The 15,236-nt window shown below is 42.5% G+C and carries 12 protein-coding genes; 8 read left to right on the forward strand and 4 right to left on the reverse strand.

Annotation, left to right across the window (positions count from 1 at the left end):
- Positions 1 to 8: 8 nt before the first annotated feature.
- Positions 9 to 734: a DUF3891 family protein gene (locus tag EPX21_RS04440; RefSeq protein WP_134088462.1), complete on the forward strand. Its 726-nt coding sequence runs from the start codon at positions 9 to 11 to the stop codon at positions 732 to 734.
- Positions 735 to 757: 23 nt separating this feature from the next.
- Here the strand turns inward: EPX21_RS04440 and EPX21_RS04445 are convergent, their stop codons facing one another.
- Complete coding sequence (locus EPX21_RS04445; protein WP_134088463.1) at positions 758 to 1,675, reverse strand: AEC family transporter; 918 nt, start codon at positions 1,673 to 1,675, stop codon at positions 758 to 760.
- Positions 1,675 to 3,195 (reverse strand): FAD/NAD(P)-binding protein, encoded by a 1,521-nt coding sequence (locus EPX21_RS04450; protein WP_166670675.1) that lies wholly within the window; start codon positions 3,193 to 3,195, stop codon positions 1,675 to 1,677. Before EPX21_RS04450 ends, EPX21_RS04445 begins: the two co-directional genes overlap by 1 nt.
- Positions 3,196 to 3,564: 369 nt before the next feature.
- Between EPX21_RS04450 and EPX21_RS04455 the strand changes: the two genes are divergently transcribed.
- The 7 genes from EPX21_RS04455 to EPX21_RS04485 all read left to right on the forward strand — a co-directional run bounded on the left by EPX21_RS04455 (position 3,565) and on the right by EPX21_RS04485 (position 13,480).
- Positions 3,565 to 3,846: a hypothetical protein gene (locus EPX21_RS04455; RefSeq protein WP_134088465.1), complete on the forward strand. Its 282-nt coding sequence runs from the start codon at positions 3,565 to 3,567 to the stop codon at positions 3,844 to 3,846.
- Between the two features lie 387 nt (positions 3,847 to 4,233).
- Positions 4,234 to 4,605: a response regulator transcription factor gene (locus tag EPX21_RS04460; RefSeq protein ID WP_134088466.1), complete on the forward strand. Its 372-nt coding sequence runs from the start codon at positions 4,234 to 4,236 to the stop codon at positions 4,603 to 4,605.
- A 136-nt stretch (positions 4,606 to 4,741) separates the two neighbouring features.
- Positions 4,742 to 5,371 carry an RNA polymerase sigma-70 factor gene (locus EPX21_RS04465; RefSeq protein ID WP_134088467.1) on the forward strand — a complete coding sequence of 210 codons (630 nt, stop codon included), beginning with the start codon at positions 4,742 to 4,744 and terminating at the stop codon, positions 5,369 to 5,371.
- 126 nt (positions 5,372 to 5,497) lie between these two features.
- The gene (locus tag EPX21_RS04470) at positions 5,498 to 6,508 is read left to right on the forward strand and encodes a FecR family protein (protein ID WP_134088468.1); all 1,011 of its coding nucleotides are present in this window, start codon (positions 5,498 to 5,500) and stop codon (positions 6,506 to 6,508) included.
- 216 nt (positions 6,509 to 6,724) lie between these two features.
- A complete protein-coding gene (locus EPX21_RS04475; RefSeq protein ID WP_240768504.1) occupies positions 6,725 to 9,994 on the forward strand; it encodes a TonB-dependent receptor in 3,270 nt (1,089 codons plus the stop codon).
- A gap of 9 nt (positions 9,995 to 10,003) precedes the next feature.
- Entirely contained in the window at positions 10,004 to 11,587 is a 1,584-nt protein-coding gene (locus tag EPX21_RS04480) for a RagB/SusD family nutrient uptake outer membrane protein (RefSeq protein ID WP_240768508.1), read from the forward strand.
- Positions 11,588 to 13,480, forward strand: coding sequence for a beta-galactosidase family protein (locus EPX21_RS04485; RefSeq protein ID WP_134088470.1), 1,893 nt, complete (start codon positions 11,588 to 11,590; stop codon positions 13,478 to 13,480).
- An 89-nt stretch (positions 13,481 to 13,569) separates the two neighbouring features.
- On the opposite strand, the gene EPX21_RS04490 is transcribed toward EPX21_RS04485, so the two are convergent.
- Together EPX21_RS04490 and EPX21_RS04495 are read right to left on the reverse strand one after the other, a co-directional pair.
- On the reverse strand, positions 13,570 to 14,436 hold the full coding sequence (locus tag EPX21_RS04490) for a mechanosensitive ion channel family protein (protein WP_134088471.1): 867 nt from the start codon (positions 14,434 to 14,436) through the stop codon (positions 13,570 to 13,572).
- 371 nt (positions 14,437 to 14,807) lie between these two features.
- Entirely contained in the window at positions 14,808 to 15,170 is a 363-nt protein-coding gene (locus tag EPX21_RS04495; RefSeq protein WP_134088472.1) for a hypothetical protein, read from the reverse strand.
- Between the last annotated feature and the right edge of the window lie 66 nt (positions 15,171 to 15,236).

The raw sequence follows: 15,236 nt of genomic DNA on the forward strand, positions 1-15,236 counted from the left end.
GTTTGCTCATGATTGTCACGTATAAAGAAAATGGATGGGATGTTATCCTACAGCGCCATCACGGAAAAATTGCTGCAACTCTTTTGAATCAGTTAACGTGGGTAAAGGACGATCAAAGAAAGTTGGATTTGTTGTTGGCCACCGCCGAACACGATGATTCGGCGAACGAATTTGAAAAAAGCAATTTAATCACTAAAACTGGTGGGCCGATCGATTTCCATATGGAAATGTTTTCGGAAGAGCTATGCGACCGTTTAATGAAGCAGGCGTTTACGCGGGGGCTATTTATTGTTCTGCTTATATCTTGCCATATTCAGTTCCTTTATGATGGCGCATCGCCTGAGGCAACGGCATATTGTAGGCGCCTTCAGCTTTTTCAACGCGAATGGAGGAGACAATTGGACGTGACGGAAGCAGCAATGAGGCGATATTACACCATTTTGCAATGGTGTGATGCGTTTTCACTGATTCTATGTCAGCAGCAAATTCCTCCGGAAGGACGAAAATTGGAAATAAGTAAAGGGCCAGAAGGCGAAAGTTTTAGTTTATTTTCTTTATCTGATGAAAATTATCTTTCCGTAGAGCCTTGGCCTTTTGTTTCTCCCAGCTTTACGTTAAATCTTGAAATCAGAACCCTGACCTCTTTGTCCTTTAAAAGCGATCGCCAATTTCTAGACGAGCTTTGGGCAGCGCCTTTATCAATTCGATCGATTACTATTTGCAAGAATAGTTGATAACCAGCAATCGCACGCACGCTTCAAAAAAGGAGTAAACATAATAGCGGAACCAGAAAAAGGGATATAATGGACGAAATTCCCACCAGCAGTGCCGAATTCGCTTTTTCGGTTTCTAAGAAAGAGGCGAAAACAACTAAATTTGCGGCAATTGGAAAACCGGAAATAAGTAGCATTAAATTAGATTTTTCGGCATTTAACACCTGTAAAAATTGCTTTTCGAGTAATACCAGTGTTATTAAGAATACCGCTCCTGAAAGATAACGTATGGCCAATATTTTGGTAAAGGTGAGATAAGGGATCTGTTTAAAATTCAACTCCGCTAGGGTAATGCCAATGATGAGCATACCTAAAGCGGAAGCGGCCCAGCTTATCACGCTGCCTATCGCTTCGGCACCTTTTGGAAGCTCGATTTTTGTGATGTTTAACAGAATTGCAATAAGGCAGGCATAAATAGCTGGAATTTTAAAGATGTTTTTCACAGCTTTGGTCACTCCTAACCCTTTTGTGCGCGACATCAAATAGTAGCCTATTGTATCGCCATAGAGTACATTTCCTACATAAGCGCTGATGATGAGTGGCATTTCTTTACTTCCGAAGAGCGCCATGACGACGGGAATGCCAAACCAGCCAATGTTGTAATAGGAGAAACTGCCTTTTAACAGACTTCCATTAAAATCCTTTGCAAAAAAGCGTTTGCAAAGGATTGCCGGTAGGTTCATTGTGAGTGCGAGAACAAAAACCATGGAGCCGATTACCATTGTTTCTGATAAATTGGCTTTCAACAGATTTTCAACAATCAGCAGAGGAATTAGTATATATAATAACAATTTAGAAATCCATTTACTTTCCAGGTTCCACCGTCGTTTGGCAAAAAATCCGACAACGATTAGGGCATAGAGCGGTAGCACATGAGTGAGTAGTTGCTGAAATACATCCATTAGCGTATCTGTTGAATAATGTCGTCCGTTAAGCGATCTGCTTGTTCCACATTAAACCATAAAGAATTTACATCTAGCTGAAGTCCCGAAAGCGGGTGCCCCACCGTATAGAGCGGAAGACGGGGTATTCCATCTCCGCTTTCAAGTCTCATGGTGTTTAAATCGGCGAGTAAGCCGCCGGCAGCGTATTCTTGGATGTAATTTTTTTTCAGCAAAATCTGTAGCAGTGGCAGGTCTTCCATTTTACTAACAACGCTTGCAGGACCAGAGGCGTTGATCACAAAATCTGCTTCGTAGGATTTTTCATCCTCCGTTTTTAGGATAAACTTGGTTCCATCCCATTGAATGTCATCGCTATTGCCGATGACTCGAAGTTGATTAGTCTTTAGCAGGTTCCTAACCTTCACGCCATTTTCCATTGGAATGGCATGTCTGTTAATGTCAAAATAGGGCTTTATCCACTTGTCAAATAGGATTTTCTGGTCAGCAGACAATAATTTCCATATGGCGTAGGTGTCTTCCCTCAATGAATAGAGAATATTTTGATAAAGGTTGGCTCCTTGTGTTGCCTGTCTGATATCTCCTTCCAACAAATCGAGCTGGTTCTTGCCTACACGTTCTTCCGCGGCCCAATCGACTTTTCGCTGTAAATGATTTTCTACTTCTGCTCGGAATAAACGTATCAGATCCTTGACGCGTAAGGATCGTTGGTTCTCCCGGATCAGGGTTCTGATGTTGGAAAGTGTTAGTACTTTTCTTTGAAAGGGAATCTCGGCGGGCGACTGAACCCTTGGTAAAAGCCCGCTCAACGAAAAAAAGGTGATCGGGCCCTTATGGCCATTTTCAACTAAAGTAATCAATGCGTCAATAGCGGTAAGGCTGCTTCCCACGATGCTTACTTTTGCGTTTTTATCTTCTATCGTTGTGAGTATTCTTTTGGAAGGCCAGGGCGAAGCAATAAATTGCGTTAAGCCATTCAACTCCCTGAAGGTCGCGGAGGCCGGCGTGCCCGTCGCCAATATGACGTAATCTGCATGATAATAGGAGTTTTTGTTTGATTTTAATGTGATTCGCTGCTCACCGGTTGCTTCCGCATCAACAATTTCCATATGTTGTTTGCTGACCTGTAGCTTGTGTTGCTGTGCTATTTGGAAATAATGATCGAGCATGGATTGAACATACAGCCCATATAGCATTCTCGGTGGATAAGAGTCGGGGTGGGGGTGTACTTGCGGAAAGTCTTGCTCTATTAAATCTTTGTGCTGATGCATCCATTGCACAAAGTGCAATCGTTCTCCGGGAAACAGTCCCATTAAACCTGCTTTCGTGTTAAGCAAATGCCCTTCTTGCCCCGTACCGTAAGCCAATCCGGTACCGAATTCGTTTTTTCTTTCGAAGAGGACGATCGAAAGCGGTTGTGAAGATTTTGCGATTATATATTTTAATACTAGCTGTATAAAACAGGCTACGCCACTAGCGCCAGATCCAACGATAGCGATTGTCTTTAGTTCGGTATCCATACGCATAATAAACGCCTTGATCTATATATTGTTCGTTGCTGATTGCGATCGGTCAATACCGATGTTAATGCTTGGATTGCTAAGAACAATATGATCATTAAAATTGTTGTTTAGCAGGATTTGTTCAGAAAGCTAATGGAAATCGATGTTACCGTTGTCGTTATAGTAGTCGTTGTTGTTATAGCGGTATTGCTGTGGTTTCTCCGTCGTAATAGGCAGGACCGAAAGGACATGGAGCAAACGATTCGTTCACGAGAGATAGAACCGGAGAAACACCGAGACTAGAAGGTGTAAATGAAGGTAGCCGACAACCGAATTCGTAATAAATGAAAGGTGCTATGAATAGCCTTGAACCTAATATTAACAGAGATGAACTATACACAAACAAAAGAAGTCATTGAACATCATCAGCTAAAGAGTGGCAGTTCAGTCACCTATAAAGGAGACCACTACGATGTCATCCGTTTATTGCCGTTACCAAGTGATGAAACGCATATGCGCGAATATATTGATACGTATTTAGCACTTTATCCAACGGTAGACACAACTGAAGTTGAAAAGAAATTAGTTGAAGCCGAAGACCTTACGGTGGGAGCACTTATTAAAACAGACGTTATCTACAGGTTGGTTAAAGTAGACGAACTGATGTAATCTTGTAGTGCAGCCTCGACCTCACTTTAGGAGACATGCTATTGTATTATCAGCCGGACTGTTTGAGTTTTCCTGCCAGCGAGGCTTTGGAAGTAAGCTGGTCAAGTCGAAGTTGCGCGAAGCGAATAGTAAACGTTGCTGTCGGTAAAAAAGGACGCAGAAGTAGCCTTTAATGCATGTTTTCTAAACGATTTTTCTTAGAGAAGATGTTGAAAATATTGTCTGATGGCGTTTTAGCTTTAATGTTTTTCTTTAGCGTAAATAGCAAAGAAACCGATTTATTTATCAGGGTTTAAGTATGACAGCAATATTTTTTATCCACAAAAGGGTTCTTTTGCCAGCTGTTGGCGCAAGCCTTGCGGCCTATGCCGTTAGACGTTAATATCCATGAAAAAGAAAGTCGTACTATTGGAAGATGACGAAGCAATTAGGGAAATGATAGAGTACCTATTGGTTGACGAACAGTTTGATGTATCAAGCTATAGTCGGGCGGCTATGTTTATGCGAAATCTGCGAAACGAAAAAGCCGATCTTTTTCTTTTGGATATCATGCTGGCCGATGGTAATGGAATCGATATCTGTTATAAGTTGAAAAGGAGCGAGGATACCAGGCACATTCCTATAATTATGATGTCTGCTCATTACGATCTTAATATTATGGAGAACATACCGGCAGAAGATTTCATCAAGAAGCCTTTCGATATTGATGATTTTCTATGGCGGGTGCAAAAACAGTTGTTTAAGTTTGCCATGCCATAAGCAGAGCGGCATAATACAATCAACCGATCTTCCTCCTGCCGTATCTCCTGTTTTTTTCTGCCTAGAACGAGGGGTTTCTTTGTCGTCATTAGTAATTACACGATAAAAATGTATATTTGACGGTAGAGAAGGCTTTATGGAGCAACCTAACGACCATTTAAAACACTTGTGGAACCAAGTATGTCTATTCAATGATAAAAAGTCATTCGAATTGCTTTTTTATCAATTGAACAGAAACCTGATTAACTTTTGCAATACCTTTATTCATCATGAGTATGCCGCCGAGGAAATTGTATCAGATGTATTCGTCACATGTTGGAATAATAGGAGGGAGCTGACCGCGATATTGAATCCGAAAGCTTATCTTTATATGGCTGTTAAGAATCGGGCACTTAATCACCTCAAAAAATATTCTCATTTACATCTACAAACAGGCCTTACAGATGAGCTCGTGCTTATTGACACCCGCGATCCAAATGTAGAGTTGGAAAAGAAGGAGTTTTTCCTTAAAATTGACAGTATAATCCAGCGCTTGCCAGGGCAAACCTCACTCGTTTTTCGATTGATTAAGGAAGACGGTATGAGATACAAGGAAGTTGCCGAACTTTTGGAGATTTCCCCGAGAACGGTACAGACACATATGCGTCGTGCTATTCAAAAGATTAGTGAATGCCTGCGGGCGTATAATAAACGTGATCATCTGGTTACCAAAAACAAACTTTATTCTTTTATCTCCTTGGTTTCTTTTTATTTTCTGCACAGCTAAAAGCCATCTTGGTAGCAGAAAAGATATTTCCCTTTTTTTTTGGTGCGTTGTACGCATTTTCCATTTTAAAACTGTCTATATTGAAAAAGGGAGTAGCTTAGGCTTTTTAATTTCCAAGAACTCAATATGGATCGTCGGCGATTTGAATTTTTAATAACAAAAGAACTTAGTGATGAGCTTTCTGTACAAGAGTCAGAAGAATTGGCTTGGATATTGAAAAATAATGCAAAGTTTTACACCGAATATCAATTGTTAAAGCAATATTGGAACCACAAGCAATCGCATAGTTTACGTGACGAACAGTTATTTAGAAAAGTTTTAGAAAGAATCGGCGAGAGCTCTGCCCCTGAAAAAAAGAGGTCCCAGTTTCGTGTGCCATTAGTTGCCGCATCTATCGCCTTGCTGCTAGTTTCCTCGTTATTTTTCTTCTTCTTTTTTGAGCGCCCCTTCAACCAGGAATTGATGACCGAACGCCAAAAGCGTGACATCACTTTGGAAGACGGCACCCAAGTCGTGTTAAACGCAGCGAGTAAGTTGGTTTATCCTGAAACATTTGGCGCTGACAAACGGGAGGTCTCCTTGGTTGGCGAAGCTTTTTTTAATGTTGCAAAAGACAGAAATCGGCCATTTGTCATCCATACCGAACATGCAGACCTGAAAGTGTTAGGCACCTCGTTCAATTTGCGTGCTTATCCAGATGAACACAAAACGGAAACGAGTTTAATAGAAGGCGCTGTAGAAGTGTCTTCGAAGAACAAGCGACACAAAGCAGTCCGGTTGCAGCCGTCGGAGAAGCTTATTATATACACTGAACCGGAGGAGCGAAGGCATAGCACGCAGGTCGCGTCGGTGGAGCGTTCGAAAATCTCTTTTTTTCATCCTAGAGACTCCGTTTCCGTGGAAACGAGTTGGTTGGAAGACAAATTAGCGTTTAAAGATACTCCTTTTGGCGAGCTGGCATTAGCACTGGAAAGAAAGTATGGGGTGGAGGTCGACTTTGAAAGCGATAAAGCCCGGGCGCTGCGCTTCAATGCTGTTTTCGAAAACGAAGATATCCGTCAGGTTATGACGGCACTGAAATTGGCCGCGCCTTTTAAATACCGCATAATAGCCAATAGAATAACGATATATGACTAATTTTAACTAAACGCCTAACCATGTATATAAAGACCCATCCCACTTAAAAAAGTGAAAGCTGCCCAGCAGCCTCCACTTAATGTACAATTGAATCAAAATCCCGCTAGCTTTTTGGCGAAAGCTAGTTTTAACTTAATTCTTAGTAAAATTATGATTTTTTTTCCGCACCCCAGAGGTGTTATTAGAAAACGTAAGCTTTCTCAAGTACTAATAACCATGAAGCTCACCATAATCCTGCTCCTATTATTTCAATTTCAGGCTTTTTCGGAGATGAAAGCACAGAGTAAGGTATCCTTGAAACTTAAGTCGGCCAGCATTGCTGATTTATTGGCCGAACTGGAAACAAAGACCGATTTTCGGTTTGTTTTCAACCAAAATGCTGTTTTTGCCAAAAATGATGTGAATGTAACGGCCGAACAGGAGTCGGTAGTGAAAATATTGGATCGGGTGCTGGCCAAAAAGGGCATTTCTTATACCTTACTGGAGGACAATTTGATTGTGATTAATGATCCAACATTACAAAAAATGGTGACTGGTGTAGTAGTAGACGAAACCGGCGACCCATTGCCTGGGGTAAGCGTGCGGGTTAAAGGGGTGAATCGTGGCGCGGTGACGGATGCTAATGGACGCTACCAAGTAGAAATCGCTAACGGTGAAGTTTTGGTGTTTACTTATATCGGCTACGAAAATGCAGAACTGACCTATACGGGACAGGCGGAGTTGCGAACAGGCCTGAAACTAGCAGCCGAGGGTTTAGATGAGGTGGTAGTAGTGGGCTATGGAACGCAAAAGAAAGTGAACCTGACAGGATCGGTAGCAACCATTAAGCAAGAAGACATCAACAGGCAACCGGTAGGACAAGCTTCGCAAGCTTTGCAGGGATTATCCGCTGGTTTAACGGTCACTACCAACAGCGGGCAGCCAGGCCGGGATCAGGGAGCTTTGCGTATTCGCGGTTTAGGAACTTTAAACGATAACAGTCCACTGGTGCTGATAGATGGTGTGCGTTATGATAACAGTATCAGCTTAAACGATATTGATGCAAATGACATTGAGTCGGTATCGGTGCTAAAAGATGCGGCTGCGGCCTCTATCTATGGTGTGCGTGCAGCAAATGGTGTGATCCTGGTTACCACCAAAAGGGGAGCCGCAAACACACCTCAAATTAATTATGGAAATTATTTTGGTTGGCAGGAGGCCATACGGACACCGGACTTTGTAGGTGCACAAGATTATATGAACTTGGTTAACTTAATGTATACTAATTCAGGAGGTGCGGCACAGTTTACGCAAGAGCGGATCAATGCCTATAATGACCCCAATAGAGATCCAATTGCTTATCCAGATAATAATTGGTATAAAGATGTTCTATCTGGCTCGGGCTTCCAGCAGCAGCATAATATATCATTGAGTGGAGGCTCCGAGAAAACAAAGTACCGCTTTTCGGGCAATTATTTTGATCAGGCCGGTTTGGTAAAGAACATGAATTTTGACCGCCTTACCTTACGCTTGAATACTGACTTCCAGATTTCTGAGAAGCTCGACTTCACGGCGGATCTCTCGGCACGTATTGCCAATAGGAATGAACCACAAGCTCCTAGCGGCGATTCACCTTGGTTTCAGTTTGGTCAGGCTTATCTCGTTACCCCTATCCAATCCAGTAAAGATGCTGATGGAAATTGGAGAGCTTTACGTGGCGAGAACAATATGTTACGCCTACAGGAAGAAGGTGGTCTTTACAGTTTAAAAGATCAGCTGTATTCAAGCAATCTTCGCCTGAATTATCGTCCCGTCGAAGGGATGACCTTAAGCGCCGTTGCTTCGAACAATATGCAAACCATGTATAATAGCCAGCATACGAAGCAGTTTACTTACGTCAATCTGGATGCACCTATCGGTCGGAACGATATCCGTAAAATATATACGGGTTACCGCAACGAAAATTATCAGGCTTTAGCAAACTATGAGAAGACCTTCAATAAGCATTATGTTAAAGTATTGGGCGGAGCTTCCTACCTCAATCAATATACCGATAATTTAAGCGGGATGCGCCTCAATTTACCGAATGGTAATTTAAGCCAGATTGATGCTGGTGCCGCCGATGGGCAGGTAGCTGAAGGAAGTGCAGAACAATATACCTTGATTTCTTATTTTGGACGGATTAACTATACGTTTAACGATAAATATCTTTTTGAAGCCAATATCCGCCGGGATGGTTCTTCCCGCTTTTCAGATGGGCAACGTTGGGGATGGTTTCCTTCGGCTTCAGCGGGTTGGCGCATATCGGAGGAAGATTTCATGAAAAATGTTTCCTTTGTGCAGGATCTGAAGTTGAGGGCCTCTTATGGGGTATTGGGAAATGATGCGCTCGCTGGCGGAGCCTTAGGAGATAACATTGATGGCAATTATCCTTATCAGTCCAATTATTTTTTAAATAGCTACCCCATTGGTGGCGTGCTCTACCAAACTGCGGGCTTGCGGAACTATCCGAATAGTGGCCTGACTTGGGAAACAACCAATATTGCCAACTTTGGATTGGACTTTACACTGGTTAAGAAATTGAATGTGACCTTTGATTATTTCGATAAACGAACAAAGGACATTCTGTTCAATCTCCCGATCCCTTCGTCTGTTGGGCTGGAGCCGACGGTACAAAATGCCGTTTCAGTAAAAAATACCGGATGGGAGTTAGCGCTTAATTATCAGGATCAAATTGGGGATGAATTTAAATATACCGTTGGATTGAACGTCTCTGATGTACGGAATGAAATTACCGACCTGAAAGGTGCCGATCAGGTGACGATCAACAGTAATAATGTCGCTATCGGAAATTTTGTAGGACAACCAATCAATGCTTTCTATGGCTATCAGGTGGCCGGGATCTATCAAACAGCCGAACAAGTTGCGCAAAGTGCGGTGATCTCTTCTGCTGTTGGCCCGGGCGATTTAATGTACCAGGATTTAAATAATGATGGGGTATTTGATAACGTGAATGACTTTGCGTACTTGGGAAGCAATATCCCACGCTATAATTACGGCATCAATTTAGGGGCATCGTATAAAAATTTCGACTTCAGTGCTTTTCTACAAGGGGTAGGAAAGGTGGATGTAAACACCTTGAACATCGAAAAGGCGCGGGAAAACCTCGACGGGAATATACGCAGCAATTGGCTGGATAGCTGGACACCGGAAAATACCGATGCGGCTTTTCCGCGTCTGATTACTTCGGCCGTCAACTACCAACCCTCGTCTTTCTGGATCAAAAGTGGAGCTTATCTCCGTCTTAAAAATGTGTCTGTGGGTTATCGTTTACCGAAATCGCTGTTAGCAAAAACGTTTATTAACAATTTGCGGATTTTTGCTACCGGCCAGAATCTATTGACTTTTTCTTCTTTACCAAAAGATGTTGACCCGGAGGCCCCGAACGATATTCGCTATTATCCGCAGGTACGTACCCTCACTTTTGGTTTAAATGCTAACTTTTAACACCCCGCTATGATCATGATACATAAAAGCTATAAAATATTAACAGCCGCCATTTTATTATGCATGGCCGGTTGTTCCAAAGATTTAGATAGACAGCCCCTGGATAGCCTCGGTAACACTACTTATTGGTCATCCCAACAAGATGCCGAACGTACAGTAACCGAAATTTATCGTTATCTAGGTTCTAACGAACGGTTTTTTATCTCTTGTGCTACCGATGATAGTTATTCTTGGAGTAACTGGCCGGTAGATATTCAATTTGTGGCCAATGGTAGCGCAACACCCGGCACGGGTACTTTTGGCAATTTTTGGAAAAATTTGTATCAGCAGGTGGCGAGAGCCAACGATGTGACGGATAATATCGACCGTGTTCCAGACCTTGATCCTGCTGTGAAGGCCCGTCTTTTGGGAGAAGCTCGATTCTTGAGAGCTTATGCTTATCAACAGCTTACAGGCTTATTTGGCGATGTGCCTCTCATTACACATATCCAAGCGTCTGATGAATTTAACATTGCTAAAACGCCCAGAGAGGAGATTGTGCAATATATATTGGATGAGCTCAGTGCAATTAGTAGTGATCTGCCGGAAACCTACGCCGCAAGCGAGTATGGACGTATTACCAAAGGCGCGGCATTAGCTTTAAAAGCAAGGGTAGAGCTTTATAATGAGCGCTGGCAGGAAGCAGCCGTTACGGCTAAACAAGTGATGGACTTAGGGGTGTATCAAATCGATAATAATTACCTGAGTTTATTTAATGGTGATAATAAGCAAAGTAAAGAGATCATTGTTTCTGCACAGTACTTACCAAATGTCTACCCCAATCCCAATGCAACCTGGATTGGAGCGCCCAGCCTGGCGGGATGGGGGCAGATTGTTCCTTTAAGATCCCTAGTTGACGCGTATGAATGTGTGGATGGATTACCGATTGACGAATCTCCATTATACGATGCGAATAGGCCTTTCGAAAATCGGGACCCCCGTTTAAAATTAAGTATTGTTGTGCCCGGTACGCAGGTAAATAACAGTGTGATTGATATTACCAGAGCCGGATCGCCTGATGCACTGGGACAATCGAATGCTTCTTTTTCTGGCTATTATTACAAAAAATATGTGCCTACCACCATAAGTGGAGGATGGGAAACAAGTTCTGCGGCTGATGTCATGATCTTGCGTTATGCGGAGGTGTTGTTAACGTATGCGGAGGCGAAGGTTGAGAGTGGGCAAATTGACCAGTCGGTATATGACGCGATCAATCAGGTACGGCAGCGCAATGGCGTAAATATGCCTGCTGCTACTACAGCAAATCATCCAGATCAAGGTTCCTTAAGGGAACTCATTAGACGTGAACGCCATGTGGAATTTCCGGTGGAGGATAATCGCTTATTTGATATTCGCAGGTGGCGGATTGCCGAAGAAGTGATGCCTGGACGTGCGCAGGGAATCTTTAATAATTTTGATAGCAGCCGTGACGATTATAATAACTACGTCTTGGTAGAGACGAGAAATTTCAACCCTTCCCGGGATTATTTATGGCCCATACCGGCCAACGAAATTTCGTTGAATAACAGTATTACACAAAACGCGGGCTGGTAAGTGAATAAATTTAAGTTAATATGTTTGACGGGGCTCTTAGTGGGCTCCGTCTGCACGATAAGAGCGCAGGAAAAAAAAGGACATTCGTTTAAGATTGAAAATGGTCATTTTCAATACGACAATAAACCCCTGCAAATCCATGCGGGCGAAATGCACTATGCCCGCATTCCACATCAATATTGGCGGCACCGACTGCAAATGCTGAAAGCATTGGGATTGAATACCGTAGCAACTTACGTTTTTTGGAACTTTCACGAACCGGAAGAGGGTAAATGGAACTTTGAAGGCGACCACGATCTGGCCACTTTTATTCGAACAGCGCAGGAAGAGGGACTGATGGTCATTCTTCGTCCGGGACCTTATGCCTGTGCGGAATGGGAATTTGGAGGATATCCCTGGTGGCTGCAAAACGTACCAAACTTAGAAATCAGAAGGGATAATCCGGCATTTTTAGCTTATACCCAAAAGTACCTCAATCGCCTCGGTCAGGAAGTAGGCAACTTGCAAATAAGCAAAGGCGGACCGATTGTTATGGTACAGGCAGAAAACGAGTTTGGCTCTTACGTCAGCCAAAGGCAAGATATCCCCTTGGAAGAACATAAATCTTACAATGCCAAAATCAAAAAGCAACTCGAAGAGGCCGGTTTTGAAGTGCCTTTATTTACTTCGGACGGTACCTGGCTTTTTGAAGGCGGTGCAACGGCCGGCGCATTGCCAGCAGCAAACGGAGAAAATAATGTCGAGAGCTTAAAAAAAGCAGTTGACCAGTATCACGGCGGTCAAGGCCCTTATATGGTGGCGGAGTTTTATCCGGGTTGGTTAAGCCACTGGGCTGAGCCTTTTCCGAAGGTGGCGGCTTCCAAAGTCGCGCAGCAAACGGAGACCTATCTGAAAGATAAGGTGTCCTTCAATTTTTATATGGTGCATGGTGGTACAAATTTTGGCTTTACCAGTGGAGCCAACTATAACAAGCAACATGATATACAACCCGATCTGACCAGCTATGATTACGATGCGCCAATCAGTGAAGCCGGTTGGGCTACGCCAAAATATGATTCGATCCGCAATGTGATGCTGAAGTATGTAGATTATAAAGTACCTGCGGTGCCTAAGCCCATGCCTGTAATTGAAATTCCTTCCATTACGCTTGATAAGGTAGTCGACGTGTTGGGATTTGCGGAACAACTGGGAGGAAACGAAGATGAACAGCCGCTTACATTTGAACAGCTAGGACATCCATACGGCTATGTGGTCTATAGCCGGCGATTTAATCAGCCAATCAACGGGAAGCTCTCGTTAAAAGGTTTACGCGACTATGCATGTGTATATGTTGATGGCGAGTTTGTGGGTGAGTTAAACCGCTATTTCAAACACTACGACTTAGAGATCGATATTCCTTTTAATTCGACCTTACAAATAGTCGTAGAGAATATGGGAAGGATCAATTACGGAGCTGAAATTGTCCATAATAACAAAGGGATTATCAGTCCCGTCACAATTAACGACATACCAATTACAGGGAACTGGCTAAGTACGCCCTTGCCATTGAGCGAGACAATAGAGCCGACGAAGTTGTTGGGATTGGGGCAAGCCATCGATAATAAGCAGGCACAGCAAAACATGCCGGTATTGTACGAAGGCAGTTTTGAGCTTTCAGAAGTAGGGGATACCTTTCTTGACATGGAAAGCTGGGGTAAAGGAATCGTTTTTGTTAACGGACGGAACATAGGTCGTTACTGGAAGTTGGGGCCGCAACAAACCCTGTACATTCCCGGTGCGTTTTTAAAGAAGGGGAAAAACTCCCTTGTGATATTTGAGCAGCTCAATCAACAGCCACAGAAGAGTGTTCGGACAGTGAAGGTTCCGGTGCTGGATAAATTGGCCTTACAGTAGTTTTTGCTTTTTAGATTCCCAATTGTCTCCATAGACGCTGTTGTAAATAGCGTCTATGGAGATATATCTTGGGGCGATACCTGTCGCGTTTAGGATTCTTTATTATTGGTAATCAAATGAACATCTCGTTGCGGAAAAGGTATCTCTATACCGGCAGTATCCAAAGCCTCCTTACAATCTATAATAAGTTGCTCATGCATCGTCCAAAAATTTTCATTGGAGGTGGTAACCCTTATCGACAAATTAACTGCGCTATCACCGAGTTCCGTCACCACAACTTGAGGAGCTGGTTCTGTAAACGCAAATTCGTTGTTTTTGATTACATTCATCAATATTTCTTTCGCTTGTTTTAAATTACTTCCATAGGCAATACCAATATCAAACCAGGTCCTACGTGTTCCGAGTTGTGTATAATTGGTGATGCTGTTGTTGGACAACTCGCCATTGGGTACAACGATTAATTGATTTTGTGGAGTATTTAGTCGCGTGTTGAAAATATCAATGATCATGACTGTTCCGGAAACCCCGTTTGCTGTCGATATAAAATCCCCTACGCGAAATGGCTTTAGCGTTAATATGAGTACGCCACCCGCAAAATTAGCGAGTGAGCCCTGTAAGGCAAGGCCGATTGCTAAACCGGCTGCACCGATGATGGCCACAAAGGTGGACGTTTGAACGCCGAGCTGGGTTACAACGACAATGAACAACATAATTTTTAATACCCAATTGATCAGGCTACCCAAGAACCGTCTGATAGAAAGGTCGATTTTCTGTTTTTCAAACAGCTTGTCAATAAAACGACTCAGTAATTTTATAATCCATAAGCCAATTAGCAGAATTAAAATGGCCGATACGATGGCCGAAATAAAACGGGGTGCGTAGGCTAATACGGAGTCAATAAATTTGTCCCAGTGTTCTTGGATTTTACCGACATTTTCGACTGATAAATCTTGCATGATTACGATTTTGTATAGTTAAACATCTGTTCGATGCTTTAAAAGTATAGGCATATTCTGTAAAACCCAAATAAAAAGCGAAAAAATTGTGCTGATAAGTAAAAAAGAGGAATAATACATATACTTAAAAACGGTATTTTAAGCAAGGTATTTTACTTTCAAGCAATATAAATGCAGCTGATGCCCTTTGCCTTCGGGATATTACGTCGGTCGTGGTTGGCGATTTGAGAAGACATTACAAATTACCCAATTCTTATCGTACTGCAAAAGATTTACGGTGGCGAAGATTTGAAGACGTGCCTGCGCTTTAAACGCAAAAGAGGCAGCGATTGCTACCTCTTTGTTTGCTATAATATAAAGATCTATATAGCTTATATTACCATTCGATTTTGTTTTATAGACAAAGCCTCATTGTATTGCTCCAATAAAGATATATACTTGTCTTTCCAGAAGGAAAGCTCTTCAATATGATCTGCAGCCGCTGAAAAATGCTGTTTTTTCTTTTCAAATTCTCGTTGAAAATCTTCTGAGGAAAAAAGTTCCGGAAATTCATTGGAAAAATCGTGGCGAAGTGCTACGCCTATTTTAAAAATGATTTCGGGTTTAAACTTTGCTTGGGCAAACCAGTTATAGATCGATCTTCGGTTTACCTTCATCATGCGGCTAAGCTCACTGATGCTGTAGCCATTTCTTCTGATTGCTCTTTCAATAATTTCTCCGTAATGCTTGTTCATGTGTAGTATCTGTTTTTTATTATCCCAAAGATCGAGAAAACAAGGAAGGAATCAACAAGCGTTCTA

It is taken from the genome of Olivibacter sp. XZL3 (genome assembly GCF_004368405.1).
Classification (GTDB): Bacteria; Bacteroidota; Bacteroidia; order Sphingobacteriales; family Sphingobacteriaceae; genus Olivibacter.

Coding starts and splice junctions, on each gene's coding strand:
- EPX21_RS04440 (WP_134088462.1), top strand. CDS start 9: ATGATTGTCACGTATAAAGAAAATGGATGGGATGTTATCCTACAGCGC.
- EPX21_RS04445 (WP_134088463.1), bottom strand. CDS start 1,675: ATGGATGTATTTCAGCAACTACTCACTCATGTGCTACCGCTCTATGCC.
- EPX21_RS04450 (WP_166670675.1), bottom strand. CDS start 3,195: ATGGATACCGAACTAAAGACAATCGCTATCGTTGGATCTGGCGCTAGT.
- EPX21_RS04455 (WP_134088465.1), top strand. CDS start 3,565: ATGAACTATACACAAACAAAAGAAGTCATTGAACATCATCAGCTAAAG.
- EPX21_RS04460 (WP_134088466.1), top strand. CDS start 4,234: ATGAAAAAGAAAGTCGTACTATTGGAAGATGACGAAGCAATTAGGGAA.
- EPX21_RS04465 (WP_134088467.1), top strand. CDS start 4,742: ATGGAGCAACCTAACGACCATTTAAAACACTTGTGGAACCAAGTATGT.
- EPX21_RS04470 (WP_134088468.1), top strand. CDS start 5,498: ATGGATCGTCGGCGATTTGAATTTTTAATAACAAAAGAACTTAGTGAT.
- EPX21_RS04475 (WP_240768504.1), top strand. CDS start 6,725: ATGAAGCTCACCATAATCCTGCTCCTATTATTTCAATTTCAGGCTTTT.
- EPX21_RS04480 (WP_240768508.1), top strand. CDS start 10,004: ATGATCATGATACATAAAAGCTATAAAATATTAACAGCCGCCATTTTA.
- EPX21_RS04490 (WP_134088471.1), bottom strand. CDS start 14,436: ATGCAAGATTTATCAGTCGAAAATGTCGGTAAAATCCAAGAACACTGG.
- EPX21_RS04495 (WP_134088472.1), bottom strand. CDS start 15,170: ATGAACAAGCATTACGGAGAAATTATTGAAAGAGCAATCAGAAGAAAT.